This window comes from Sulfurimonas sp., assembly GCF_041563495.1.
GTDB lineage: Bacteria > Campylobacterota > Campylobacteria > Campylobacterales > Sulfurimonadaceae > Sulfurimonas.
Map to the genome: position 1 here is coordinate 1 of NZ_JBFFMZ010000014.1, position 26,091 is coordinate 26,091.

Annotated in this window: 27 protein-coding genes and 1 tRNA gene; 21 read left to right on the plus strand and 7 right to left on the minus strand. The window is 37.2% G+C overall.

The features are described from left to right. Positions 1-58 precede the first annotated feature (58 nt). From rpsD to ABYK18_RS11220, 7 genes are all read left to right on the plus strand, one after another. Positions 59-685 (plus strand): 30S ribosomal protein S4, encoded by a 627-nt coding sequence (gene rpsD / locus ABYK18_RS11190; RefSeq protein WP_373036762.1) that lies wholly within the window; start codon positions 59-61, stop codon positions 683-685. A 24-nt stretch (positions 686-709) separates the two neighbouring features. Further along, positions 710-1,708 carry a DNA-directed RNA polymerase subunit alpha gene (locus tag ABYK18_RS11195; protein ID WP_373036763.1) on the plus strand — a complete coding sequence of 333 codons (999 nt, stop codon included), beginning with the start codon at positions 710-712 and terminating at the stop codon, positions 1,706-1,708. Between the two features lie 12 nt (positions 1,709-1,720). Then, positions 1,721-2,071 (plus strand): 50S ribosomal protein L17, encoded by a 351-nt coding sequence (gene rplQ, locus ABYK18_RS11200; RefSeq protein WP_373036764.1) that lies wholly within the window; start codon positions 1,721-1,723, stop codon positions 2,069-2,071. Between the two features lie 154 nt (positions 2,072-2,225). Continuing rightward, positions 2,226-3,443, plus strand: a complete 1,218-nt coding sequence (locus ABYK18_RS11205) for an aldo/keto reductase (RefSeq protein WP_373036765.1) — start codon at positions 2,226-2,228, stop codon at positions 3,441-3,443. Positions 3,444-3,527: 84 nt separating this feature from the next. Then, positions 3,528-3,803, plus strand: a complete 276-nt coding sequence (locus ABYK18_RS11210) for a NifU family protein (RefSeq protein ID WP_373036766.1) — start codon at positions 3,528-3,530, stop codon at positions 3,801-3,803. 13 nt (positions 3,804-3,816) lie between these two features. Continuing rightward, a complete protein-coding gene (locus ABYK18_RS11215; RefSeq protein WP_373036767.1) occupies positions 3,817-4,410 on the plus strand; it encodes a hypothetical protein in 594 nt (197 codons plus the stop codon). Further along, on the plus strand, positions 4,400-5,695 hold the full coding sequence (locus ABYK18_RS11220) for a UDP-N-acetylmuramoyl-L-alanyl-D-glutamate--2,6-diaminopimelate ligase (protein ID WP_373036768.1): 1,296 nt from the start codon (positions 4,400-4,402) through the stop codon (positions 5,693-5,695). Before ABYK18_RS11215 ends, ABYK18_RS11220 begins: the two co-directional genes overlap by 11 nt. Here the strand turns inward: ABYK18_RS11220 and ABYK18_RS11225 are convergent, their stop codons facing one another. The 3 genes from ABYK18_RS11225 to ABYK18_RS11235 are packed head-to-tail and all read right to left on the minus strand — an operon-like array spanning position 5,696 to position 8,275. After that, positions 5,696-6,460, minus strand: a complete 765-nt coding sequence (locus ABYK18_RS11225; RefSeq protein WP_373036769.1) for a glycerophosphodiester phosphodiesterase — start codon at positions 6,458-6,460, stop codon at positions 5,696-5,698. Further along, on the minus strand, positions 6,457-7,701 hold the full coding sequence (locus ABYK18_RS11230) for a 1-acyl-sn-glycerol-3-phosphate acyltransferase (protein WP_373036770.1): 1,245 nt from the start codon (positions 7,699-7,701) through the stop codon (positions 6,457-6,459). The genes ABYK18_RS11225 and ABYK18_RS11230 overlap by 4 nt, the downstream gene beginning before the upstream one ends. Before the next feature lie 31 nt (positions 7,702-7,732). Further along, positions 7,733-8,275, minus strand: a complete 543-nt coding sequence (locus ABYK18_RS11235; protein ID WP_373036771.1) for an outer membrane beta-barrel protein — start codon at positions 8,273-8,275, stop codon at positions 7,733-7,735. A gap of 148 nt (positions 8,276-8,423) precedes the next feature. Here ABYK18_RS11235 and ABYK18_RS11240 point away from each other — a divergent pair, with 148 nt between their 5' ends. The 6 genes from ABYK18_RS11240 to tkt are packed head-to-tail and all read left to right on the plus strand — an operon-like array spanning position 8,424 to position 13,356. Next, on the plus strand, positions 8,424-8,798 hold the full coding sequence (locus ABYK18_RS11240) for a ferredoxin (RefSeq protein ID WP_373036772.1): 375 nt from the start codon (positions 8,424-8,426) through the stop codon (positions 8,796-8,798). Between the two features lie 9 nt (positions 8,799-8,807). Continuing rightward, positions 8,808-9,173: an aspartate 1-decarboxylase gene (panD, locus tag ABYK18_RS11245; RefSeq protein WP_373036773.1), complete on the plus strand. Its 366-nt coding sequence runs from the start codon at positions 8,808-8,810 to the stop codon at positions 9,171-9,173. A gap of 2 nt (positions 9,174-9,175) precedes the next feature. Then, positions 9,176-9,493: a YbaB/EbfC family nucleoid-associated protein gene (locus ABYK18_RS11250; protein ID WP_373036774.1), complete on the plus strand. Its 318-nt coding sequence runs from the start codon at positions 9,176-9,178 to the stop codon at positions 9,491-9,493. Then, positions 9,494-10,498, plus strand: coding sequence for a PDZ domain-containing protein (locus tag ABYK18_RS11255; protein WP_373036775.1), 1,005 nt, complete (start codon positions 9,494-9,496; stop codon positions 10,496-10,498). A 34-nt stretch (positions 10,499-10,532) separates the two neighbouring features. After that, positions 10,533-11,396: a polyprenyl synthetase family protein gene (locus ABYK18_RS11260; RefSeq protein ID WP_373036776.1), complete on the plus strand. Its 864-nt coding sequence runs from the start codon at positions 10,533-10,535 to the stop codon at positions 11,394-11,396. Between the two features lie 34 nt (positions 11,397-11,430). Further along, positions 11,431-13,356: a transketolase gene (tkt, locus tag ABYK18_RS11265; protein WP_373036788.1), complete on the plus strand. Its 1,926-nt coding sequence runs from the start codon at positions 11,431-11,433 to the stop codon at positions 13,354-13,356. 39 nt (positions 13,357-13,395) lie between these two features. Here tkt and ABYK18_RS11270 read toward each other — a convergent pair whose 3' ends face one another. Further along, entirely contained in the window at positions 13,396-14,946 is a 1,551-nt protein-coding gene (locus ABYK18_RS11270; protein WP_373036777.1) for a SagB/ThcOx family dehydrogenase, read from the minus strand. Between the two features lie 99 nt (positions 14,947-15,045). Here ABYK18_RS11270 and ABYK18_RS11275 point away from each other — a divergent pair, with 99 nt between their 5' ends. Both ABYK18_RS11275 and ABYK18_RS11280 read left to right on the plus strand, forming a co-directional pair. After that, positions 15,046-16,485, plus strand: a complete 1,440-nt coding sequence (locus ABYK18_RS11275) for a YdiU family protein (RefSeq protein ID WP_373036778.1) — start codon at positions 15,046-15,048, stop codon at positions 16,483-16,485. Positions 16,486-16,552: 67 nt separating this feature from the next. Then, positions 16,553-17,479: an exopolyphosphatase gene (locus ABYK18_RS11280; RefSeq protein WP_373036779.1), complete on the plus strand. Its 927-nt coding sequence runs from the start codon at positions 16,553-16,555 to the stop codon at positions 17,477-17,479. A gap of 28 nt (positions 17,480-17,507) precedes the next feature. On the opposite strand, the gene ABYK18_RS11285 is transcribed toward ABYK18_RS11280, so the two are convergent. Then, a complete protein-coding gene (locus tag ABYK18_RS11285; protein ID WP_373036780.1) occupies positions 17,508-18,416 on the minus strand; it encodes an AEC family transporter in 909 nt (302 codons plus the stop codon). A 35-nt stretch (positions 18,417-18,451) separates the two neighbouring features. On the opposite strand from ABYK18_RS11285, the gene ABYK18_RS11290 reads away from it, so the two are divergent. Together ABYK18_RS11290 and ABYK18_RS11295 are read left to right on the plus strand one after the other, a co-directional pair. Further along, a complete protein-coding gene (locus ABYK18_RS11290; RefSeq protein ID WP_373036781.1) occupies positions 18,452-18,772 on the plus strand; it encodes a thioredoxin family protein in 321 nt (106 codons plus the stop codon). After that, positions 18,769-19,587, plus strand: coding sequence for an SDR family NAD(P)-dependent oxidoreductase (locus ABYK18_RS11295; protein ID WP_373036782.1), 819 nt, complete (start codon positions 18,769-18,771; stop codon positions 19,585-19,587). The genes ABYK18_RS11290 and ABYK18_RS11295 overlap by 4 nt, the downstream gene beginning before the upstream one ends. Here ABYK18_RS11295 and ABYK18_RS11300 read toward each other — a convergent pair whose 3' ends face one another. Together ABYK18_RS11300 and ABYK18_RS11305 are read right to left on the minus strand one after the other, a co-directional pair. After that, on the minus strand, positions 19,588-20,349 hold the full coding sequence (locus ABYK18_RS11300; protein ID WP_373036783.1) for a TrmH family RNA methyltransferase: 762 nt from the start codon (positions 20,347-20,349) through the stop codon (positions 19,588-19,590). Positions 20,350-20,365: 16 nt separating this feature from the next. Then, the gene (locus ABYK18_RS11305; protein ID WP_373036784.1) at positions 20,366-21,091 is read right to left on the minus strand and encodes a YaaA family protein; all 726 of its coding nucleotides are present in this window, start codon (positions 21,089-21,091) and stop codon (positions 20,366-20,368) included. Between the two features lie 103 nt (positions 21,092-21,194). Here ABYK18_RS11305 and ABYK18_RS11310 point away from each other — a divergent pair, with 103 nt between their 5' ends. From ABYK18_RS11310 to ABYK18_RS11325, 4 genes are all read left to right on the plus strand, one after another. Then, positions 21,195-21,887 carry a FecR domain-containing protein gene (locus ABYK18_RS11310; protein ID WP_373036785.1) on the plus strand — a complete coding sequence of 231 codons (693 nt, stop codon included), beginning with the start codon at positions 21,195-21,197 and terminating at the stop codon, positions 21,885-21,887. A 57-nt stretch (positions 21,888-21,944) separates the two neighbouring features. After that, positions 21,945-23,990 (plus strand): CHASE2 domain-containing protein, encoded by a 2,046-nt coding sequence (locus ABYK18_RS11315; protein WP_373036786.1) that lies wholly within the window; start codon positions 21,945-21,947, stop codon positions 23,988-23,990. Between the two features lie 13 nt (positions 23,991-24,003). Next, the gene (locus tag ABYK18_RS11320) at positions 24,004-25,944 is read left to right on the plus strand and encodes an HD domain-containing phosphohydrolase (RefSeq protein ID WP_373036787.1); all 1,941 of its coding nucleotides are present in this window, start codon (positions 24,004-24,006) and stop codon (positions 25,942-25,944) included. A 37-nt stretch (positions 25,945-25,981) separates the two neighbouring features. Continuing rightward, positions 25,982-26,058: transfer RNA gene (locus ABYK18_RS11325), tRNA-Thr, on the plus strand. Positions 26,059-26,091 lie beyond the last annotated feature (33 nt).

A 26,091-nucleotide genomic window follows, 5' to 3' on the forward strand; every position in this document is an offset into this window, starting at 1 on the left:
CATTACCACACAACGGTTGTCGCGCACCTAAGCGTCGTAGAGTTTAAGGAGATTACTGATGGCAAGATATAGAGGTCCAGTAGAAAAAATCGAAAGAAGATTCGGTGTAAGCCTTAACTTAAAAGGTGAGCGTCGTTTAGCAGGTAAATCTGCATTAGAAAAAAGACCTTACGGTCCTGGTCAACACGGTCAGCGTCGTAAGAAAGTTTCTGAATATGGTTTACAATTAAATGAGAAACAAAAAGCAAAATTCATGTATGGTGTATCTGAGAAGCAATTCCGTGCATTATTCGTTGAAGCTAAGCGTCGTGATGGTAATACAGGTACAAACCTTATTACTTTAATCGAACAAAGATTAGATAATGTTGTTTACAGAATGGGTTTTGCATCGACTCGTCGTTTTGCTCGTCAACTTGTTACTCACGGTCACCTACTTGTAGATGGCAAAAAAGTTGATATTCCTTCTTACCGTGTTAAACCTGGTCAGAAAATTGAAGTTCGTGAATCAAGCAAGAAAAATGTTCAAGTTGTTCGTGCTATGGAACTTACTAATCAAACTGGTTTAGCTCCATGGGTTGATATCGATGCTGATAAAGTGTTCGGTATTTTTACTCGTTTACCTGAGCGTGAAGAAGTTGTAATCCCTGTTGAAGAGCGTTTAATCGTTGAGCTTTACTCGAAATAATAGTTAATTAAAAGGCGTTAGAGAATGAAAAAAATTAAAACTACTCCACTAGCTCCTCAAGAATTTGAGGTAGAACAGATTAGTGAGAATGAAGCTAACATTATGGCATACCCTTTTGAAACAGGGTATGCTATCTCTTTAGCTCATCCACTTCGCCGTTTTTTATTAAGTAGTTCAGTTGGTTATGCACCAATTGCTATTAAAATCGAAGGTGCTAAGCACGAGTTTGATTCTGTACGTGGTATGCTTGAAGATATTTCAGACTTTATTTTAAATCTTAAAGAGATTCGCTTTAAGCTGAAAGATGAAGCTGCTGAAGCAGAAATAAGCTACAGTTTTGCTGGACCATGTACTATTAAAGGTTCAGACCTAAGCAATGATGAAGTTGAAGTTGTAACACCTGAAGCTCCACTTGCTACTCTAAACGAAGATTCTAACTTGAACTTTGTGATTAAAATCGCACAAGGTATAGGTTATGTTCCGAGTGAAGATACTCACGATGAATTAGAAGATGGATATATAGCATTAGATGCATATTTTACTCCTGTTCGTAGTGCAACTTACAAAATTGAGAATGTCCTTGTAGAAGACAACCCTAACTTTGAAAGAGTTATTTTAAACATTAGAACTGATGGTCAGATTTCTCCATTAGATGCGTTTAAAAACTCTCTTGAAGTTATGTACGCTCAATTAGCTGTATTTAATTCAGAAATCAGTATAAAAGCTTCAACAACGATCGAGCGTGTTGAAGAAAATCCTGATCTTAAAAAACTAGTAACTCATATTGATAGTTTAGGTTTAAGTGCAAGAAGTTTCAACTGTCTTGATCGCTCAAACATCAAACTAATCGGTGAGATAGCATTGATGAGTCAGAATGACCTTAAAAATGTTAAGAATCTAGGTAAAAAGTCATATGACGAAATCGTAGATAAACTACAAGAGTTTGGTTTTGCAGTTGGTGCAGACCTTGCAGATGATGTAGTTAGTGCATTAAAAAAGAAAATAGAAGCCGCACAGGCTTAAGAGGAATAACAGATGAGACATCGTCATGGATACCGTAAACTAGGTCGTACAAGTGCACACCGTGCTGCTTTACTTAAGAACCTTAGTATTTCGTTAATTGAACATGGTAAAATTGAAACTACTGCTATCAAAGCTAAAGAGTTACGTTCATACGTTGAAAAACTTATCACAATCGCTGGTAAGAACGACTCTAACGCTCACAGAGCAGTATTTGCGGCGCTTCAAAGTAAAGAAGCAACAAAAACTTTAGTAAATGAAATAGCTCCTAAGTACGTTGACCGTGCTGGTGGATATACAAGAATTACTAGAACACGTATTCGTCGTGGTGACGCTACTACTATGGCATTCATTGAGCTTGTTTAATTAGTACACAAAAGGAACAAAGTCCCTTTTGCTACGCTAACGCTGAGTTTGACTCGGCGTCAAGCCCACGCACAGCAAAGCCGTGCTTTTCACCCTTTCATATACATAATAAAACTTCCCAATTCCAAAATACTTAAATATTAGGTGATACATTATGAGTAATTTCGCATTTGGAACTTATAGAATAAGTGATTATAATCCGCAACACATAGAAGCATTAAAAGAAGCAATACGAGCTGGTATTACAATGATAGATACATCGTCTAATTACATGAATGGCGGTGCTGAGAGAGCAATAGCTCTTGCGTTTAGAGAATTTGCCGTACATGTTAGATCAGAGGTAGAAATAGTCAGCAAGTTTGGATATATCCAAGGTTCAAATATGGATAGGCACAAAGAAAAAGCTTTTGACGAAGTGGTGGAATTTTCACAAGATTGTTTTCACTCTATTTCAAAATCATTTATACATGACCAGCTTACAGAGTCTCTAAAGCGTTTAGAAATGCAAAGATTGGACTGTTATCTTATTCATAACCCTGAATATTACCTTTTAGATGCCATCAATAAAAAAGTAGATAAAGATGATAGACTTGATGAGATGTACAGAAGACTTTACCGAGCCTTTGTGGCACTGGAAGAAGAAGTTAAAAACGGTAGGATCTATTCTTACGGGATCAGTTCAAACAGTTTTTCAAAAGATCATAATTCTGATGAGTTTTTACCGTATGAAGATTTGATTACAATAGCAGACAAGGCGTCTGAAGATGTAGGAAATGATACCCACAGTTTTACGACAATTGAGCTGCCTATTAATATTCTTGAGAGAGAAGGGCTTAAGTGTGCTTCTTGGGCAAAGGAGAATGGCCTTAGGGTTTTGGCAAACAGACCGCTGAATGCAGAGCATGAAAAACTTATGTACAGATTAGCTGATTATGATGAGCCAAGAGAGTATTATCATCACTTGAATGAATTGCTTGAAGTATGTGACAATGAGATGCTAAGACCTCTTTATAATCTTTTAGAAGAGCTTGATGCTTCCAAACATAAGTTTGGCTGGATTGGTGATTATGATGCTTTCTTTTATGCTCAAATAATCCCTCATATGAGAACAGCACTTGAGGCCATAGATGAGAAGAATAAAGAGATACTGTTGAATTTTATTGATCTGTTTTTTGCCGAGTATAGAAAGATGGTCCTTCATGAATGTTCAAAAAACACAAGAGTTCAATTGAAAGATTTCTTTAAAGATTGTGATTGGACTTTGCAAGAGTGTGCATTAAAGTTTTTAATGCAAAGAGAGAGTATAGATTATATACTTGTAGGTATGAGAAAACCAAGCTATGTACATGAAATTTTAGCCCTAAAAGACTAAAAATACGAAGGTAATTTAATTTTTTATGACTTGTTAAGCGATTTTGTCATATTTTATGTATATAGAATAACTAAAGGATAATAGATGATTCCATTTACTGACGAAGAGTTGATGAATCCGGTGCAGGCGGCGATTGACAAAATTAGACCTTCGCTCGCGCTTGATGGTGGTGATATAAACTTTATAACTGTAAAAAATGGGAATGTTTATGTTCAGTTAAAAGGTGCGTGCATAGGATGTGCTAGTAGCGGTTCTACGCTGAAATACGGTGTAGAGAGACAACTAAAAATGGATATACATCCGGAATTAACAGTTATAAATGTACCCATAGGTATGGAAAACGATATAGATAATCTTTGATAAAGTGAAAAAAATGAACGGCATTAGTAAACACAAAACATTAACACAAGCTAAAGAGTGCTTTAGTAAATCAGACTTTAAAAATGCGCTGGAGAAATTTGCAATAGTTTTGCAGGATTTTCCTAACTCAAAAGAGGCGTATAACGGTGTGATTCTTTCTGAAATGGCTCTAAGCGGTGAGGGTGGTGCCGAGGCCCTTTTTGATTATTATGAAATTTTAAAAGATGAAGACAAAGAATCAGCTGACAATATTATGAGTGACATCTTACAAACTATGGATGGGACTGTTGATAAGCTTACTGAAGTATTTGCAGAACCTCTTCGTGACAGACTTGAGTTTGAAGACGGAATACTATATCAAGATTTTAAAGCTATTTTAGACAAAGGTGCAGGTTTCAAAGAGACTTTTGAGAATATCATGTTTTCGACTCGTGTGATAATTACTCAAAAAGAAGATTTTGTAGATTTTTTAGAAAACCTGATTGAACATGGTTTTGCAGAAATGGCACTAACTTACTTGGAAAATGCACTCAGTGTTTACCCTAGTGATAAATTGCTGAGAAAACTACTTAAAAAGTTGGCAAAGAGTAAAAAAAGTGAAGATTAAATTACCAAATCAAGAATATAAATATGTTAGTGAAAACTCATCAGAATGCGGACCGGATACAGCTTTTGTTTTAAGCGCTCAAAATAAAAAGTACCTTCAAGATGCAAAAGACAAAGGTGCTCATTCAATCATAAATATCAAAGACATAGCTACCCTCTTTGGCATTGATAAAATAAAAATAGTCGGAATTACGGGAACAAACGGTAAGACGACTACGGCAAGTGCTATTTATTCTTTCTTGCTTGATTTAGGTTATAAAGCAGCTATGCAGGGAACTCGCGGCTTCTTTATGAATGATGAAGTAGTTGAGGGTAAGTCTTTGACAACACCTAGTGTTTTAAATACTTACAAACATATCTACCAAGCGGTTGAAGCTGGATGTGAGTTTTTCATTATGGAAGTAAGTTCTCATGCAATCGCACAAGAGCGTATTGAGGGTTTAAATTTTGAGCTTAAAATACTTACGAATATCACGCAGGACCATTTAGATTATCACAAAACTATAGGTGAATATATAGCTGTGAAAAACAGCTTTTTTCAAGATGAAGGTAAAAAACTTATAAATAAAGATGAGCCAAAAGCCGCCTTCAATATTAAAAATACTTTCACCTACGGTATAGAAAACAATGCATCATATAAACTTATGGCGTACTCTTTAAACAATGCCTCAAGCGGAATTATTCAGCATTTTAGGGAAGTAGTACCTTTTACTGCATCGCTTCATGGGTTCTTCAACCTTTACAATCTTATGGCTGCCATTGGTGCAGTTGATCTTTTAGTTGAAGAAAAACTCGAAAAAATAGTTGAAGTTGTTGATAACTTTGCGGGTGTCAGCGGGCGGATGGAACAGGTCTGTGAACTTCCAAATGTAATAGTGGATTTTGCCCATACTCCAGATGGAATGCAACAGGTGTTAAATGCTCTAAAAGAAAAAGAGCTTCTGGTAGTCTTTGGTGCAGGCGGAGACAGAGACAAGCAAAAGAGACCTATGATGGGCCGAGTCGCAGTAAGTCTTGCAAAGAAGGTCTACATCACAAGTGATAATCCGAGAAATGAAGACCCGCAGGCAATTGTAGATGATATTTTAGAAGGCATCGAAGATAGAAGCATCGTAAATGTAGAGTTAAACAGAAAAAAAGCTATTGAGATGGCGCTTGATGATCAAGAAGAAGAGGATGTAGTCGTAATATTAGGAAAAGGTGATGAATCTTTCCAGATTATATACGATAAAAAGTTTCCCTTTGATGACAGAGAAGTCGTCAGAGAACTTTTAAATATAAAGTAACTACTCTAAATAATCGCTAAATACACCGTTAACACCCATGTCAAATAATTCTTGACGCCTTTTTTTGTCATTGACGGTGTATATATTTACAAAAAATCCCGCATCTCTTAATTTTTTAACGGTTGCCTCATCTACAAGAGCGTCATCAAAATGATAGGCATCCACTTCTAATAATTTTAAATACTCTATAAGCGGTTTTGGATGTCTCACTTCAACCAAGGCTGCAGTAGGTATATCCGGTTCTATCTTTTTACACAAAGGCAAATACTGATGCCTGAATGAGGACAGAAGAACCAAATCCTTGGTATTTGAAGCTTCTATCTCTTTTATTACGGATGCGACAACCTTTACATCACTAAAGGTATCGTTTAAATCTTTTATCTCGATATTTATATAGATATTATTTTCCTTGACAAACTCCAGCACTTTTTTAAGAGTAAGCAGCGGCTCAAACTTTTTTTTATCAAGATAGAACCAGCTGCCATAATCAAGACTGGAGAGTTCTGCATAAGTAAAATCACTTAGTTTATAGGGCACACGGGTTTTATAAGCCTCATTTTCCCTTACGTTAGTTGTACGCTCCAGCGTTTCATCATGCATGATAACTGCAACTCCGTCACGGCTTAACTGCACATCTACTTCTATAAAGTCACAATGTCCAATGCTCGCTTCAAGGGCAGATAGAGTATTCTCAGGGTGCTTTGAATTATAACCTCTGTGGGCACCGATAAGACATGGACGTTTAAAGAGTTCTAAAAAGCTCATCTGTTTATAATGGGATTATTCTTCATCTCGACCTCGATAGCATTTTTAACTAGCATCGTGATTTCATCATAACCCATATCCTCTGGATATATTGGTTTAAGATAGGTTACCTTCACCTTCTTCGGTCTTGGTAATATCTTTCCGGTTGGAAGTGCTTCGTAACTGCCGTCTACGACCACGGGAACTATAGGAACGTTATGTGTTTTTGAGAGCATCGCAAAAAAAGGTCTGAACTCCAGCAGTTTCCTGTCTCGCGTCCTTGCCCCTTCAGGAAAGATAACAAGGTTATGGCCCTTTTTAAGAGGCAATGAGACATGTTGCATAGTCTCTCTCAGTTCTATGTTTGCATCTATCAGGATGGATTGTCCGTGTTTTGCAATCGGGTTGAAAAAGAAGGTGCCGAAAACTTGTTTAAAGGCAAGAAAAAAAGTGTTTTTCAATATGCTATACGGAAGGGTTGCCTCTATCAAGAAACCGTCTAACATACTTTGATGAGAAGGAGCGATAATGCATGTGCTAGCAGGAATGTTTTGTACGCCCTTTACTTCAAGACGAAAGAAAATTTTAAATAATGGCAGTAAAATCGTTTTGTAGGCAAACATAATAAACGGCGAATATATAAGTTCTTCGTCTTTTTTGGCGCTTAGAATATCTTCCCATTCTGTCTTTGTTGGATTTATGTAGTGTTTATGCTCTTTAATATAGTTGTATAAATCCTGCATAATCATTAACTCAGAGAATATTGCCTCATCTATTTTGACGCCAAAACTATTTTCGATAAATACAAAAAGTTCTACATAATTAAGAGAGTCAAGTCTAAGGTCAAGCTCTATATGAGAAGATGGTAATACGGTAGCAGAACTTAATGTGGATATATATGATTTTAAAGTTTTGTAAACATCGTCGGCAGGTTCTTCTTGGGATATTTTTATTTTTGTTTTATCTTCTGATATGAGTGCTTCTATTGCAGATAAATCAAACTCACCGGATTTGGTTTTTGAAAGTGCCTCCGTCAAAAGCATATATCCGCGCACTTTTTCGGACTCCTCGACTTCCATATTGTAAAGCTCAACTCCGTACCAGCGGATTTCACTCTCTATATTTATGATATGTGCAGTTTTTAAAGTTTGGAAGTTTGGGTAGATCACTGCAAAAGGGTGACCATTATAGGTAGTAACAACTATCTCTTTAATATATGGACAGAGTGATAAAATTCTTTCTTCTATTTTGTGAAAATTCATTTTATCCCCTTTGTTTAGGATTGTGTTTGGTTTAAAACCTTACATTGATTCCTACATAAGCACCGTTAAGGTGTGAATTTATTTGGTTGCTCGCAGTTGTTACTCTTTCATAAGATACATATTTATAATCATAACCTATTTCAACGTCAAAATGTTCACTGATTGGAATATAGCAACCTAAACCAAGATTATAGGAGCCGTAGTTAAGAGAATTTTTCGAAGCGTGATTTATGTCAAAGTAACCTGCTCCGAATCCGGCTTTAAAGTATGGATATACAAAGATGTTCCAGTCAAATGCTTTGACAAGTTCAACATTGAGACCAAATTTGTCACTGTCTTTTCCAGTAGTCGAGAAAACATTTTTATCATTTTTAAGATAATCAAATGAAAACTCAACAGCGTATGCTTTTCTATCACCGTAACCTATCTTTAGTTTTCCCATTTCTGCAGTGTTAGAGCTGTTGGCAGTGTCAGAAAATGTTTCATTCATATAACCGGCACCGACACCCATATATATTTTTGCATCAGAGTAAAGGGATGTGATAAGCAGAGAAAACAGTAAAATCTTTTTCAATTTATTGGCCTTGTAATTTTTAAATTTATAGTGTGAATTATAGCTAAAAAGTTGCTATAAAGCTTAAAAATTAAAACTTCTTCTCGCGCATGAGGTTATATATTTATATTTTGGCTATAATTCCGTTAAAAATCTAAGGATAACTTTTATGGGAATTCCACAACCAGCATTTTACATGTTTAAATGTGAGCAATCAGCTCCTCCGGGTATGCCGAAACCATCATGTGTTACACCACAAACTCAGGACTTATTTCAATATCTTGCACAGAAATTAATGCAAGAGGGAATCATGGGAACAGTTCAACCGATTCGTACTTCATGTTTGAACCGTTGCTCAGCAGGTCCGGTTATGTTAGTTGAACCTGGACATATTATGTATGCAGGTCTTACTAAAGAAAAAATTGATAGAATAGTGACAGAGCATATTATTGGCGGAAATGTAGTTTCTGAATATGTAATCGATTCTGAACAGTGGGATGATCCAATAAGTCCTGCTGATATGAAAAAACAGATGGGAATGTAGGAAAAGTAGATGACTATAGAGATGTTGTACAGCAAAATCCATCGTGCTACAGTTACAGATGCTAACTTAAATTACGTTGGTTCTATTACTATAGATGAGGAGCTTTTAGAAGCTGCAAAGATGAGGGTTGGACAAAAAGTTGAGATTTTAAATGTCAACAACGGTGAAAGATTTTCAACATATATAATACTCGGCGAAAGAGGCAAAAGAGACATATGCCTAAACGGTGCGGCTGCTAGAAAAGTTCACAAAGGAGATAAAGTAATTATAGTTGCATATGCGACTTATGATGAAAAAGATCTGGAGACTTATAAGCCAAAAGTTGTTATCTTAGATGATAATAACGATATTGATTATGTTGCGGACAGTATCTAACAATGTTTGGAAACATGGGTGATATGAGTAAAATGCTTGAAGGTATGCAGGAGAATGCTGCAAAACTTCAAGCTGAACTTGAATCTAAAACTTTTAGCGTTAAAAGTGGCGGAGGAATGATAGAGTTAAGTGTTAACGGCAAAGGTGAAGTACTTGACCTGATAATCGATGACTCACTTATGAATGATAAAGAATCACTTCAAATATTACTTATGGGCGCGATAAGCGATGCCAACAAAATGGTCCAGCAAAACCAGCAAAACAGTGCAATTGGAATGTTGGGCGGCATGGGCGGTATGAACCCATTTGGATCAAAATAAATGTTTAGGCTATTTTTAGCTCTAAACTTTCTTCTTTTAAACCTCTTTGCCTGCAAGGGCGGATACGATTCTTGCAAGCTTAAAATCAACGACTCACAAGCCATAAAAAACCAAACAATCCAGATTCCTGTACCAAATAACAAAAGACTGATCTACTCAAAATATACTCCAAATGCAAAAGTAATAAAACACGATATCTTCTTATCTCTTTATCTTGTACAAGACAGAAAAGAATTTAAACATCCCTTTAAAATAAACAATCATCTCTCCTTAGGTGTTGCATCTGTAGATAACAAAAGAGCAATAGAAGGGATAGTAGGAAAAAAGCAGGTAGGCTTGAACAGTTTTGCTACTTTTAGTGAAAAAGTTCATACTCCCGCTCTTCTTTTAAACAGTTGTTGCGCGCTAGAGGGCTTAGTGACTCCAGAAGGCATAATTGAAAAAGAGTATATAGAGAGGTTTCTAAAAAGCAAAACTACCGATTATGGCGATATAGGCATAAGGGTTGAAGATGCCAAAAAACAGATTATCATTAAAAGGGTAAATCCTTTTATTAAAGACAACCCATTTTTAGAAGGTGACTGCGTAGTCGGATATGATGGCAAAAAAATCAATAATAGTGCTGAATTAATGAGAAAGATTCTTTTCTCAAAAATAGGCACAATCCACGCTGTTAAAGTAAAAAGAGCTTCAAAGTATTTGACCTTTAAGGTGAAAACTCAAAAAAGATACGGCGGCGGCTATATCAGCGATACTTTCTTGGAACAAAAAGGAATTTACTTCAGTCCTAATCTGAGTATTTTAAAAATTGCCAATGAATTTGAAGGTTACGGACTTAAAATCGGAGATAGACTAATTCAGGTAAACGGCACAAAAGTAAGTAATATATCTGATATTAGAGAACATATCAGCGATTTTAAATATTTTGCATCTCTGCTGTTTGAGAGAGATGGTTTTCAGTTTTTCGTAAATATTAAGGGTAAGGTAAAGAGTGCCGATAATTAATCAGCATTTAACTAGAGTCCATATATAATTTCACATGCAAAAATTTGAAGCCTTTTTATTAGAAAACTTACCGACATCAAAGAGTATTCACCCTACTTATGAGAAAGCTCTTGCTAAGATGCTAATTGCCGGTGGAAAAAGGTTCAGACCTGCTCTTCTTCTTGGTGTTGTCAGTGCGTATAACTCTCTTATGCTGGAGGGTGCAAGACATGCTGCTTACGCTGTAGAATTACTGCATACTTATTCACTTATTCATGATGATTTACCTGCTATGGATGATTCCCCGCTTCGCCGTGGAGAACCTACACTGCATGTACTTTATGATGAAGTGACGGCGATACTAGTCGGAGATGCTCTTAATACGTACTCTTTTGAAGTTTTGTCAGAAGCACCTTTTTCTGATTACACAAGAGTAAAACTCATACAAGAGTTGGCAAAAAACGGCGGATTGAACGGAATGGTCTTAGGTCAGGCAATAGACTGCTATTTTGAAAACAAACCTCTCAATGTCCAAGACATAAAGATTTTACACACAAACAAAACAGCGAAACTGATAGCTGCATCACTGAAAATGGGAGCTATTATAGTCGGTCGTGAAGAGTTGGGTGAAAGACTTTACGATTTTGGAATCAGACTTGGGCTTCTTTTTCAAATCCAAGATGATATTTTAGACGTTACACAAAGCTCAGAAGAAGCAGGGAAGCTCACGAATAATGATGAAGACAAAAACAGCTTTGTCACTATTTTAGGACTTGACGTTGCGATGAATGAAGCCAATGCATTAGCGGACGAACTTAGCAATGAGTTGAACAGTTTTGATGAGAAGTTGCGTGATGAGTTTTCCCCACTACTTACAAAATATATAAATAGACATAAAACAAGAGAATCGCTCGCGTAGCGATGTTTCTTTAGAAAAACTAAAAACAGGAATAATAGATATGAGTAATCAAATGCGTCAAAAGATGGCAGATAGTATAAGATTTTTAGCAGCAGATATGGTTCAAGCGGCAAATTCAGGTCACCCGGGTGCACCGATGGGACTTGCAGATATTGCTGTGGTATTAAGTGAACATTTAAATCACAACCCGAAAAACCCTAACTGGTTAAACCGTGACAGACTTGTCTTCTCGGGCGGACACGCTACAGGTCTTATTTACTCACTTTACTATCTTTGGGGATACGGTCTGGAGATAGATGATCTTAAAAACTTCCGTCAGTTGGACTCTAAAACTCCGGGTCACCCGGAGTTCGGTCATACTGCGGGCATCGAGATTACTACAGGTCCTTTAGGTCAAGGTATTGCCAATGCAGTCGGTTTTTCAATGGCTTCAAAATATGTAGGCGCTCAAGTGAATTCTGAGACTGCATCACTTATTGACCATAATGTTTATTGTCTGTGTGGAGACGGAGATTTAGAAGAGGGCATCTCTTATGAGGCTTGCTCTATTGCAGGACATAACAAACTTGACAATTTAATTCTTATCTACGATTCAAACCGTATTACTATCGAAGGCTCAACTGATTTGAGTATTTCAGAAAATATCCGTGGCAGATTTGAGTCTCAAGGCTGGGATGTTTTAGAGTGTGACGGTCATAATTTTGATGAGATAGATGCGTCTATCACTACTGCAAAAGCAAACACTAAACCGACTATCATCATAGCCAACACTATCATAGCAAAAGGTGCAGGGAAGCTTGAAGGTTCTCACCACTCTCATGGTGCTCCTCTTGGTGAAGATGTTATTGCTCAGGCAAAAGCTGATGCAGGTTTTGACCCTGAGAAAAAATTCTTTGTCGATGAAGACGTTATGATTAGATTTAGATGTGCAATTGAAGAGGGTGATTTGTTAGAGCGTGAGTGGATTCACAGACAAAAGACTCTTCCTCTGATGGAACAAAACGAAGCACTTGCAGCGTTAGAGAATCCTGATTTTTCTCGTATTGATTATCCGACTTTTGACAAAGCAGATGCAACTCGTTCGACTAACGGAAAAATCATGAACGCAATTGCCAAAGGTATTCCAAGCTTTTTAGGCGGCTCAGCTGACCTTAGTCCGTCAAACAAAACAAACCTAAATGACATGGGCGTTTTTCCAAAAGGCAGAAATATCTATTTCGGTATTCGTGAACATGCTATGGCATCTATCGTAAACGCAATAGCTCTTTACGGTCCGCTTTTACCTTTTTCTGCAACATTCTTTGTATTTTCAGATTACCTAAAACCTGCTGCAAGAATTGCCGCACTTACTGGTATCCAGCAGTTTTTTATCTGGACACATGACAGTATCGGTGTTGGTGAAGACGGTCCGACTCACCAGCCAATCGAGCATCTTTCACAATTCCGCGCACTTCCAAACTTCTATGTTTGGAGACCTGCTGATGGGCATGAGAATGTAGAAGCATGGAAAGTGGCGTTAGAGATGCGTAAATCTCCTTCAGCGTTTGTATGTTCTCGTCAGAACCTTTCAGTTCTTCCTACTCCTGCAGCGGGAGAGATTTCAAAAGGCGGTTACTTGCTTGCGAGTGATGAGAATGCGGTTATGACTATTATGGCATCTGGAAGTGAAGTTGAGCTTGCACTAAAAGTCAAAGAGACACTAAATGGCATGGATGTACCTGTAAATGTTGTATCAGTTCCTTGTTATGACCTTTTCATAGAACAAGATGCCTCTTATATCTCTTCTATCATAAAAGAAGGAACAAAAACTGTAGCTATCGAAGCTGCTCGCGGTTTAGAGTGGTACAGATTTGCAGATACGGTTATCGGAATGGACAGCTTTGGTGCTTCTGCTCCTGCTGAACAATTATTTGAGAAATTTGGTTTCTCTGTAGACTCGATTTTACAAAAAATCAAATAATTCATTTATACACCTTTTGGTGTATAAACTAAAACTTCTTCAATACGCAGGCTTTGTCATAATCCTGTTATCAACATAACCTCGTCCTACGGTAAAATGATACAAAATCTGAAAACGATTATTTTTAAGTCCAAGCAGTTTGTGCATATCATCATCTAAAAAACAACCGATTCCCGTTCCTGAGAGTCCCATTGAAGTGGCTTCAAGATAGAGCTGCTGACCCATGGCTCCGCACTCCCAGTAAAGTTCTTTATATCTGTGTGCTCCAAACATCTCTATTTGAGATACAAAGTTACACAGCATACCAAGACTAAAAGCTCCATCACTTGCTATGTCTTGAGAACAACTTACAGCTTTTGATATAACTCTAAAATCTCCACTTTGAAGCAAGTAGAGATGCTCAAACTCTGTGTGAGTCCAGGAAAACTTTTCATCCATCTCTTTTACCAAATCATCTTTATCTCTAAAGTTACGCACTAAAACATATAAGCCACTCTCATAGTCTTGTACCTGATGCACAAAGATTACTAAATGTGTGGAGTTTTCTTTTGCATCTTGAGAATCTAAAATACTAAATAACATTGTGTGAAATTGCTCTTTTGTAATAGTGGATAACTCTTTTTGCATAACATGAACGCTTCTTCTGTTTAGGACAACCTCTTTTGATTCTCTGCTTGGAGCTCTTGTGATCTCACTCTTTAGTGTTGATGGCTGAGGGATTTGAGGCTCTAATGTCGCTTCTTCAATTGCAGGGATGATATCCCACTTTTGCATCGATGGACTCAGTCTGTTTGCAATACCTTCAAATGTTAAAGGGATATTAGAGAGTAGTTCTTCTATGTGAAGTCTGGGATCTATATTTTCTTGCGAGATTACAAAAAGCATATCTGGATTTTCATCTTCAAAAAACCTCTCTTTTTGGTTTAATCCTAAAAGAGCAGAAATCTCCTCATCACATACACTGTCTAGTCTGGTTACTTTCCATCCCAGCATCTTGGCTGATACTGTAAAAGCCTGCCAGGCGTGACCTGCATCTAGCTGAGTGTAACGAAAAGCACGTTCTCCATACTTCCAAACTTCACGCCAAGAGATGCTCGATAGTCCGACTATAAAACTATTTTCAGGCAGTTGCTCCCAAAAAGATGTCTCAAAACTTGCCAACTCTTCCAAGGCATGCTCTTTTGGTTTGTAGTGATACAAACTGCTTTTTGATTTTTGTTCTTGCAAAAGAGAAGGAAGCACAAGATAAGCTTCAGTAGGATGCAGATTTCCACTAGAAGCATTACACCTAACTGCCCAAGAACTTCCGCCTGATTCTTTCCACGCTGCAAGTCCCATAGAAAACTGCAAAAGCTGAGAAATAGACTCTTTTAATACAGGAGCAGACGGCAACTCGGCATCCAGTAGATGATAAGGAGGAGTTGGGTTTGTTATTGCCAAAGGAAGCTTTATGGTTTTAGTGCCATTGTAGACTCTAAAGGGATCTGGCTGTGTTGCCCAATCCATATAACCTAGTGAACGGGCATATCTGTTTTTGGCATGTTTTGTAGTTTCGTGGTACTCAAAAACTTTCTGGAGCGATTTATTCATATGAGTAGTTTAATAAATTATCCTTAAAGCCTGCTACAAATATATGCCTGTTTCTTTTATTGTAGGCTCTTTTAATATCTCTAATGTTACAAACTAATCATGAAGATTTCACAATTAAAAGTAACTACACCATATTTAAAACTCGATCTTGTCTTTTTTGATCTGGTAGAACCGACACCATTAAAAAAGCCTTTTCTTATCTCTGCATCCAAAGATGCCGCCAAACTTTTAGGAGTTGATGAAGATATAACAAAAGATGAAAAGCTGGTAGAGATACTAAACGGAACATATAAACTTGAAGGCTCTAAAACTTTTTCCATGTGTTATGCAGGTCATCAGTTTGGATATTTTGTACCTCGTCTTGGAGACGGACGTGCGATAAACCTTGGAAAAGTCAATGGGCAAAACTTACAGCTAAAAGGCTCCGGTCTGACACTTTACTCTCGTCAGGGAGACGGCAGGGCAGTTCTTCGTTCAAGCATCCGCGAATATCTAATGTCCGAAGCGATGCACGGTCTCGGTATTGCCACTTCTCGAGCTTTGGCTCTTATAGGTAGTGAGACTGATGTGGCACGTGAGAGGTGGGAAAAGGGTGCAATAGTCCTTCGCATTTCTCCGACTTGGGTCCGTTTTGGAACTTTTGAGTACTTCAAGGCAAAAGGTGAGCATGACAAACTTCAAAAACTTGCAGACTATGTTATAGACGAATCATTTGCGCATATAAAAAATACAGAGGGAATGTACGCAAAGATGTATGAAGAGATAGTTCGAAATACTGCAATAACAATCGCTAAGTGGCAGAGCGTAGGTTTTAATCACGGAGTTATGAATACAGACAACATGTCCATAGAAGGGAGAACCATAGACTATGGACCTTTCGCCTTTTTAGATGATTATGAGCCAAATTATGTCTGTAACCACACAGATGCAGAGGGTCGTTACAGTTTTAAAAACCAGCCAGGCAACGCTCACTGGAACTTGCAAGCTCTGGCACTTGCAATATCACCTATCATAAATCATGACAGAGCCTTAAAGATTTTGGAAGAGACATATGGACCGACGTACGAAGAATACTACCTGAATATAATGTACGAAAAGATGGGGCTGTATGAAAAAGATAAAAAGGATATAGAGCTTTTTAAATGGATGCTGGGTTCATTAGAGAGTGCGGTTATTGATTATACAAGATTTTTTAGAATACTTTCTCGTTACGAGAGAGATAAAAAAAGTATTTTAGAAATGGCAGTTTACCAGACTCCTTTGAGTGAGTGGCTCGATGCATATGATAAAAGACTCGAAAAAGAGACTCTCTCTGCGCAAGAGAGATATGCTCGGATGCTATCGGTGAATCCTAAGTATATTTTGAAAAACCATATCTTGCAAGAAGCGATAGAAAAAGCAGAAACATCAGACTTTTCTATGATAGAAGAACTTCTAACAGTCGCACTTAGTCCATTTGAAGAACATAAAGAGTTGGAGCATCTGGCAAAAGCTACACCTATGAGTGCAAAGAATATTAAGCTTAGTTGTTCTTCATAGTTTCAGATTAGCTTTAATAAGATTGATATATAATCAAAGCGATAATAAAACCAAAAGGTAGCTAGAAATGAGTAAAAAGTTTCGTTTGGTCACAAGAAGTGATATGGATGGTCTTGTCTGTGCTGTGATTTTAAAACAGCTTGAGTTGATAGAAGATATTAAGTTTGTTCATCCAAAAGATATGCAAGACGGTACTATAGAGATTACGGAGAACGATATCATTACAAACCTGCCGTATGTCTCTCATGCTCACTTGGTATTTGACCACCATGAGAGTGAGACACTCCGTAATGAGAAAGCAGATAATCATATCATCATCGCAGATGCTCCGTCTGCCTCTCGCGTCGTTTATGATTACTACGTTAAAGATAATGACCTCTCTATGATCCGTGAAGATATGATGGTAGCCGTAGATAAAGCGGATGCAGCACAGTTTTCAAAAGAGGATATTTTAAATCCTAAAGGCTGGGACCTTCTTAGCTTTTTGATGGATTCTCGTACGGGTCTTGGAAGATTTAGAGATTTTAGGATCTCAAATTATGACTTGATGATGGACTTGATTGACTACTGTCATGACCATGGCATAGATGAGATTATGGAACTTCCTGATGTAAAAGAGAGAGTAGACCTTTTCAACAAATACGCAGGCGAGTTCAAAGATCAGCTTCAGAGATGCTCAACCATCTATGATAACCTGATAGTCCTTGATTTAAGAGATGAAGAGATTATCTATCCGGGTAACCGTTTTATGATTTATGCGATGTTCCCTGAGATAAATATATCAATCCATGTACTTTGGGGATTTTTAAAACAAAACACAGTTTTTGCGACAGGTAAATCAATCATCAACAGAAGTTCAAAAACTAATGTCGGTGAGCTGATGCTAAAATACAACGGTGGCGGACACAGTGCTGCGGGAACGTGTCAGATAGACAACGATAAATGCGAAGATGTTTTAAAAGAGCTCATTACTGCTATTACAAACGACGGCTAACTAGAGAAAAATCTCTAGTTAAGCATAACTACAAATAAGCCAAAACTTCCACAGCCGCAAATATAGCTCCCAAGAAAACAAGTGAAGATATAAAGACTAAAGCTGTAACAATTCTCGGGTTGCAGTCATATAGAGATGCAAGATTTACATTTGCAACGGCTAAAGGCATCATAAGCTCTATAAAGATGATGCCTTTTATCATGGCATTGAGTTCTATGTTTGCAAGGACCAAAAATGCGATGGAGGGAAGCAGTAAAAACTTAAACATTAAGACCCAGATAATCAAGGTCTTGCTAATCTCTTGAATCTTTGTACCGTATAAATAGATGCCAAAAAGAAAGAGTTGCATAGTCATAGATGCGTAAGCACCCATCATTAGAGTGCTAAGAGCCACACCTGAAGGTTTGTAACCGTAGATGCTAAGGGCTATGGCAAGTATGGCTGCCCAAAGAATAGGAAGCTTTACAATGTTTAGCAGAGATGTTTTGGTATCAAAACTCCCGCGTGAGTAGTAAAAGACACCTACGGTGTAGACCACAAAAACATTCATAAGGTTTACTACGGTTGTGTAGGGAATAGACTCTTCGCCGAAGATGGCTATGTTTATAGGGATGCCGAGATTTCCGGTGTTTCCTATGAGAGCGGCGACTGTAGCTATAGAGTACTCTTTTTGAGATTCAAAAAGTTTTTTTGCAACAACGGCGGAGATTATCAGAAGAATGACAACGATGCCAAGATAGATGCTAGGAGCGTATAGAAGCGTGATGTCGATAGGGCGAATGAGAAGTCCCCAAAAAGTTAAAAACACTTGCAGAAAATAGACATTGATAAGTGTTATGGTTTTGTCGTCTATTTGGTCTTTAAAACTCATCTTAGCGATGAAGCCTACGACAATAAAAATATATATACCGAGAATTGAAAATATTATTGAACTCATAAGCAGATTATAGCAAATAGTGTATAATTCTTCTCATGCAAACAATTGAAAATATAAATAACACAATAAAAGAAAACTTGGCAGTAATGGTCTACTTTTCGGCACCGACTTGTAATGTATGTCATGCACTAAAACCTAAACTTCTAGATGCACTCGATGCCAACTTTAAAGACTTTAAAGTTGAAAGTGTAGATATCTCGGAGACTGAAGATATAGCACCGCATTTTAATGTATATGCTATTCCTACGGTTTTGATATTTTTAGACGGAAAAGAGTTCTTGCGCAAGTCTCGTCACATGAGTGTCGATGAGGTAATGCGTGAGATAAAAAGACCTTACGAGATAATGACTTCTTGAAAAAAAACATACTCATAACAGGTTGTTCGAGCGGTATAGGCTACGACACTGCCCACTATCTGCACAACAACGGTTATAAAGTCTATGCATCTGCTAGAGATGCCAAGGATGTGAAGAGACTTCAAGACGAAGGTTTAGAGACTTACCTGCTTGATGTGACTTGTGCAGATGATATTTCAAGAGTCTTAAGTGAGATAACAAAAGACGGTTCTGAGCTTTACGCTGTTTTTAACAATGCGGGCTACGGACAGCCCGGAGCTGTAGAAGACATAACGATCGATGTCTTAAGAGAGCAGTTCGAGACAAACTTTTTCGGACTTCATGAACTTACACGCCAAGCTGTTAAAATCATGCGTAGACAAGGTTACGGAAGAATCATACAGCACTCATCAGTCTTGGGCATCATCTCACTTCGTTTTCGCGGGGCGTACAACGCTTCAAAATATGCTATAGAAGGATTGTGTGACACGCTCCGTTTAGAGCTTATGGAGACCGACATACATGTCTGCACCATAAACACTGGTCCGGTTCGTTCAGACTTTAGAAAAAATGCCATCAAGATGTTTAAAAAAAATGTAGTTGTGCAGGGAAGTGTCTTTGAGAAAGAATATAAAGAAGAACTGCTTAGCGTAAAGGAAAAAGACAGCGGTTTTTTTACAAATGATTCAGATGTTGTTATAAAAAATATACTCCATGCACTTGAATCTAAAAAACCGCAACCCAGATACTACAACACTCTTGCTACGCATCTGTTGGGTGGGTTTAAAAGAATTCTCTCTACATCTCTGCTTGATAAGATTTTGAGAAGAATATAATTACTTCATAAAAGCCAAAAGAGATGCGGTTACTGCGACATTGAGTGATTCAACGCCTCTTTGCATCGGTATGCTGATTGAATCATTGCAAAGTTTTTCAACTTCAGGACTCACTCCGTCACTCTCGTTTCCTAAGACAAATATTGATTTCTCTGTCGGCTCAACATCGTAGATGCTTGTCTTGGCATGTGAGGATAAAGAGTATATCTTTGTATCGGCATCCAGGTCTGGAAATATCTCATCAAGAGAGTTGCAATAATAAATCGGAAGTTTGAAAAGTGTTCCCGCACTTGCTTTGATTACAAGCGGAGATATTTTTGCAGAGCTTTTTTTAGGCAGTATGATTCCGTCTACATTTCCCGCAGCACATGAACGTATGATCATCCCAAGGTTTTGAGGGTTATGGATGCCATTTAGTGCTATGAGTCTAAAGCTTTTCATGTCTTTTATCTCTTTTGCGCTTTTGTAAGTCTGGGCAATGATATCTATGGCAACGCCTTGGTCTTGTTTGGCATTTTTGCTTATTCTGCTTAGAGAGTTTTTATCATGGTAAGTTATCTCTATGTTTCTTGTCTTTGCAAGCGATAGTATGGTTTTTATGGCTCCGTCAGGTTTATTGCTGGAAGCCATGTGAAGTTTATGAACTTCTATATGTGAGTCCTGCAGTGCTTCTACTACAACATTTCTGCCATAAAGTGTGATTATCTTTTCAAAATATGCTTTTTTATCTTTGTATTCTTGTGAGTCTTTAGCGTCTTGCAAATGGGCTTCCTTTTAATTAAACGATATTATATACAATCTCTGTTTTATTCTTGATAACTTTTATCTCTTTGACTTGCAGTCCGTCTATCTCAAGAGCCATAAATTCTTCCATGGAGTTTATGTTGTTCTTGGCAAGCTCTCTTAAAACCAAACCTCTGTATGCTTTAGCCCAGTGGCTTACAGTTTTACCGTCTTTTAAAAACTTCAAGGTTGTGTATGGTTTTGTCACTTTGTAAAACTTGTCGTAGTAACCTGCACGAAGATCTAGTATATCATCGTTGTTTAAGTACAAATCCAACTGATAGGTAAACCTCTCTTTATAAAACTTGTCCGGAGTGATGCTTCCGATGTCATTTCCCTGTTTAACCTTGTAGTTGGCAATTGCATCTCCGCCTAATATCGGACCGTAGAGGTTTGAAAAGATTATAGTGTTTTTCTTAAGATACTCTACTTGCCCTGCATCTAAACTGTTTATATCCAGATAATCATAAGCTACGCCTTGGTACCTTTGTATGGCGGACATAAGAGCAGAATTAAACACATCATTTATATATGCTTCGCAGTCGCTAATCTTTTTAAATCCAAATAAGTCTTTTATATCTTCTTCATTTTTACCTGTTACTATTTTGTTATATTCGTCTAATATTTCTTTTCTTGCTTTATTGGAACCAAGTAGTTCTTTTGGTGATTCTTCACCACCTCTGTTTTTGCCTTCTGATGGTGAAAATAGTATTTTTAGCATATAAATCCTTACTCTTTTTGAGAGGTAAATTTTTATCTAATTGTATCAATTTAAATGATATAATAGGTAAAAATGAATACGGGGGTTTGTTGTGAGGGGAGTTTTGGCGTCTTTTTTTATAGCTTTATTAGCAGTTACAGTAGCAAATGCAAGTTCAGCTCTGGGGAGTGTTGAACTTGCAAAAGGAAATGTAAAGGTCAAGAGTGAAGGTTCGTTTAAAAAGAGTAAAGTCACTAAAGGTCTGGAAGTAAAAAAAGGTGACTTGATAACTACTTCTAAAAATGCCAATGCTATCATAAAGCTTTTAGACGGTTCTATTTTAGTCCTTGATTCAAGCTCTACTCTACACTTCGCATCTGCAAATATGGCAGAACAGGAGATGGGTAAAGTTTATTATAAAATCACCTCAAGAGATGCAAAAAACTCACTTAAAGTAAAAACGCCTTTTGCCATCATCGGTATTAAAGGGACAACTTTCATAGTGGACTCCGGTGAAAAATCTTCCGTAAAACTAAAAGAGGGTATTGTCGGGATACAAAGTATGAAAGAGGAGTTTGAACTTTATAGAAAAGCGGTTCAGGAAGAGTATAACAAATATATCTCAGAGCAACAATCAGAATTTGAAAAATACAAAGCACAGCAACAAAAGGGGGCAGCTCTTATGACAAAAGAGTTTGACCTTCAAGCAGGAAACACCATTTCTTTTGACGGACAAAAAGTTGATGAGAAAGCATGGACAAAAGAAGATGAAGCTGAGTTTGAACGTTTTGAAAAACTTATGGAATCTATAAAGTAGAATGTATCATCTCAGCAAAGCTGTACCTCACATCCTTGATCAAGGAGACAGATAATAATGAAAGAAAAGCTTCTTTATCTCGGTGTTTTAATACCTATTTTAGCAGTAACACTTCTGCTGTATCTATATAAGGTAGAACCGTTCGAGAGTTTTTCGCTTCGTTACAATGATGTCAACTTTGACTTTCAAAAAAAAGAACCAAGTAAGGAAGTCGTTTTTGTCGCGGTAGATGAGCCAAGTGTAAATGAGTTTGGAAGATGGCCTTGGAAGAGGGAGATAATAGCCAAAGGAATAGACGGGCTGAGAGAAGCTGATGTTGTCTTGATGGATATGATCTTCTCTGAACCCACTTCACAGGAGCAGGACTCTGCACTGGCTGAGTCACTCTCAGGATTAAACGCCAGTGTTTGCGGTTTCTTTTTAAGAGATAAGTCCACCCAAAAAATAACTGATGAAGAGTTGGAAATCTTGGGTGACTCATCTCTTGACTTGCTGCAATCACAAATATCAGAGTTTAAAACACCTCTGTTTGTAAGTGCTCCTTTTGCAGAGATGAATATTGTACCGATATTGCAGTCTTGTTCTTTAAGTGGAAGTTTTTCTACCCTTAGCGAGAGTGACCATCTTCTTCGTTCTTATTCGGTTGCCGTATATTTTCAAAATATTTTGTATCCCTCTTTGGCTGTTCAAGGATTGAGATTAAAGTTCAATCAGGACATAAAAAGAGTAGATGCTACGCACGTCAAGATAAATGATAAGTCAATAGGTTTAAATGAAAAAGGTTTTATTAAACTTAATTTTTATCAGCCAAATCAGTATAATGTAGTTTCTTTCTTGGATGTGGCAACAGGGAAAATAAAACCTGAGCACTTCAAAGATAAAATCGTTATTTTAGGAATAACCGAAGTTGGAGCGGGCGATGTTGTGAGTACTCCTCTGGGATCTATGCCCGGACCTTTGCTTCACTATACTTTTATATCTAACCTGCTTCAAGACCACCTTATAAAAGAGCCTAAATATATAACTTCTGCGTTGATTGTCTTTATGGTTCTTTTACCGTTTATTTTGGTGCTCCTATTTAAAAAGATACTACATAGAGTAGTTATAAATATAGTTGTTTATCTAATAGTATATGCTTACATAAGATATCTGTTTGTGTCCGATATGGTCTATATTGATCTTTTCTATCCTCTAATCTCTTTAATCCTTAGTTTGGTTGCAGTGGAAGCTATAGCTTTTACTCTGCAAGAACAAAGAGGTAAGTTTATGCGCGGTGCATTTTCGAGTTACCTCTCAGGCGATCTGCTTGATAAACTCATAGAAAATCCGGACGCACTTGCTCTTGGCGGTGAGAGTAAAGAACTTAGTATCCTCTTTAGTGACATCCGCGGATTTACTACAATCTCAGAGTCCATGGACCCGGTAAGTCTTATTACTCTGTTAAACAGATATTTTACGCCGATGACAAATGCGGTTCTGGATAACGGCGGGATGCTTGATAAGTATATTGGAGATGCAGTCATGGCATTTTTCAATGCACCTGTAGATATTAAAGACCATGCAGATGCATCTTGCGTCTGTGCTCTGCAAATGATAGAAAAGCTCGATGCCTTAAATAAAGAACTTGCTCTTGAAAACATCAGTCCTATAAAAATAGGTATAGGAATAAACACCGCAGATGTGGTCGTCGGGAATATGGGTTCAGATACCAGGTTTAACTATACAGTCATCGGAGATGGTGTAAACCTGGCATCTAGAGTGGAAGGTCTGACTAAAAACTATGGTGTAAGTATTTTGATTACAGAGTTTACTGTTGCAAAAATCAGTAACAAGTTTATATATAGAGAGATAGAGCCGGTAAAAGTAAAAGGTAAAGATGAAGCTGTACTTTTGTATGAACTTATGCCAGACACAGATAAAGCAAAAAAGATTAAAAAACTATATGATAAAGCACTTAGTGTATATAAGAACGGTGATTTTAAAGAAGCAGAAGTATTATTCAGTGCTTTAGTAGAAGAATATGATGATAATACGTCAAAATATTTCTTAGAGCATATAAAAGACGGACAGCCATGGGGTGTTCATAAGATGACAACAAAATAGAGAGGTGATGACGATGAAAGAAGTAAGAAGCCTAGGTGCTAATGAAATACTACAAATGATATTTACATACCTGACTGAAGTATCTTCTTTGAGAGATTATAATGACATCATAATGGTCTTAGCTAATATGGGTAGAGCCTTGACTTTCGCTGACAGATGTACGGTTTGGGTTGTCGATGAAGAAAAGCAAGAGATATGGACAAAAGTGGCTCACGGTATAGATGCTATAAGACTTCCCATGGATTCAGGAATAGTCGGGTGCTCTATTACAACAGGTAAAAAAATAATAATAGATGATGTTTATAAAGATGAAAGATTTAATCCGGATATAGATAAAAAAACAGGTTACCGTACAAAAAGTATGATGGTAATTCCTATGTTTGATAACGATGATGACATTATCGGTGCTTTTCAGGTAATCAACCATAAAGGCGAAAAAGAAGTTTTTGATACAAAAGATATGGAACGCCTTATGTTGGCAAGTACATATGCAGCTGAGACACTTGTGTCTGCCCGCTTAACCAATGAGATAGAAGATACGCAAAAAGAAGTTGTCTTTACTATGGGTGCTATTGGTGAGAGTAGGAGTAAAGAGACAGGTAACCACGTAAAGAGGGTTGCGGAGTACTCAAGGATTTTAGGTCTTGCTTACGGTATGGAGCCAAAAGAAGCCGAACTTTTAAAACAAGCTTCTCCAATGCATGATATCGGCAAAGTGGCAATTCCCGATGCCATACTGAAAAAACCGGGCCGCTTTAACGATGAAGAAAGAAAGGTGATGGATACTCATGCTGAACTTGGCTACGGCATGATCAAAAATTCTGACAGACCACTTTTAAAAGCTGCATCTATAGTAGCATATGAGCATCATGAAAAATGGAACGGGCAAGGATACCCTAGAAAGCTAAAGGGTGAAGAGATCCATATATATGGACGTATTACCGCTTTGGCTGATGTTTTTGATGCATTGGGTTCTGACAGAGTATATAAAAAAGCATGGGATGATGAGAGAATTTTTAATCTTTTTAAAGAAGAAAGGGGTGAGCATTTTGATCCTAAACTTATAGACCTGTTTTTTGAAAATCTGGATAGTATTTTAGAGGTAAGAGAAAAATTCAAAGATGAGTACCAAGAAGAAGTAGTAGATAAAGAAGCACAGGGAAAAAGGATTAAGATACTCGGAGCGTATGGAACAAGAGCAAAAGGTTTCGGTACAAGTTCATTTTTACTCAACAAATCAAATGTGATAGATGCAGGTAATTTGCTAAATACATTGGATGAACAAAGTATTGATATAGAAAATATATGGCTTACACATTCACATCTTGATCATATCAGCGATATAGCATATATACTGGATAACTATTTTTCTCTTAGAACCAAGACTTTAAATATACACGGATTACCGGGAACTATCAAAACGCTTCAAAAACATTTTTTCAATAATTTAATATGGCCTGATTTCTCAACAATAAACTTAAATAAATCAGATAAACCGGCATTATCTTACGTAGAGGTAGAACTAGATAAGGAATATAGATTAAATGAAAATGAATCACTTGAAGCATTTAAGACAGACCACACAGTTGTTAGTTGCGGATATATCTTTAAGCGAGAAAATGATTCAGTACTTATTACTGCAGATACTTATGCTTTGGATAATGTCATAGAGATAATTGATAGAAGAAAAGATATAAACTCTATTGTAATTGAGTGTTCGTTTCCATCAAGCATGCCGATACTTGCAAAAGAGAGTAAACATTTAACACCGGAGTTACTCTTTAAAAATGTAGAAATGCTAAAAAGAGATGATTTAAGGTTATACATAAATCATATTAAGCCTAGCTTTTTAGATAAAATCGCTAAAGAAATACATGAATATAGGGGTAGATTTGAGCCAATAATATTAAAAGATGAAGATTTTATAAATTTCTCAAAAAAACCCTTGACATAGAAAATGTTTTGCACTATAATTCTGGCTCAATTTCGATGCTGACATAGCTCAGTTGGCTAGAGCAGTTGATTTGTAATCAACAGGCCCGGGGTTCAAATCCTCGTGTCAGCACCATTGAAATAGAATATTAGAAACAGTGTTAGACCA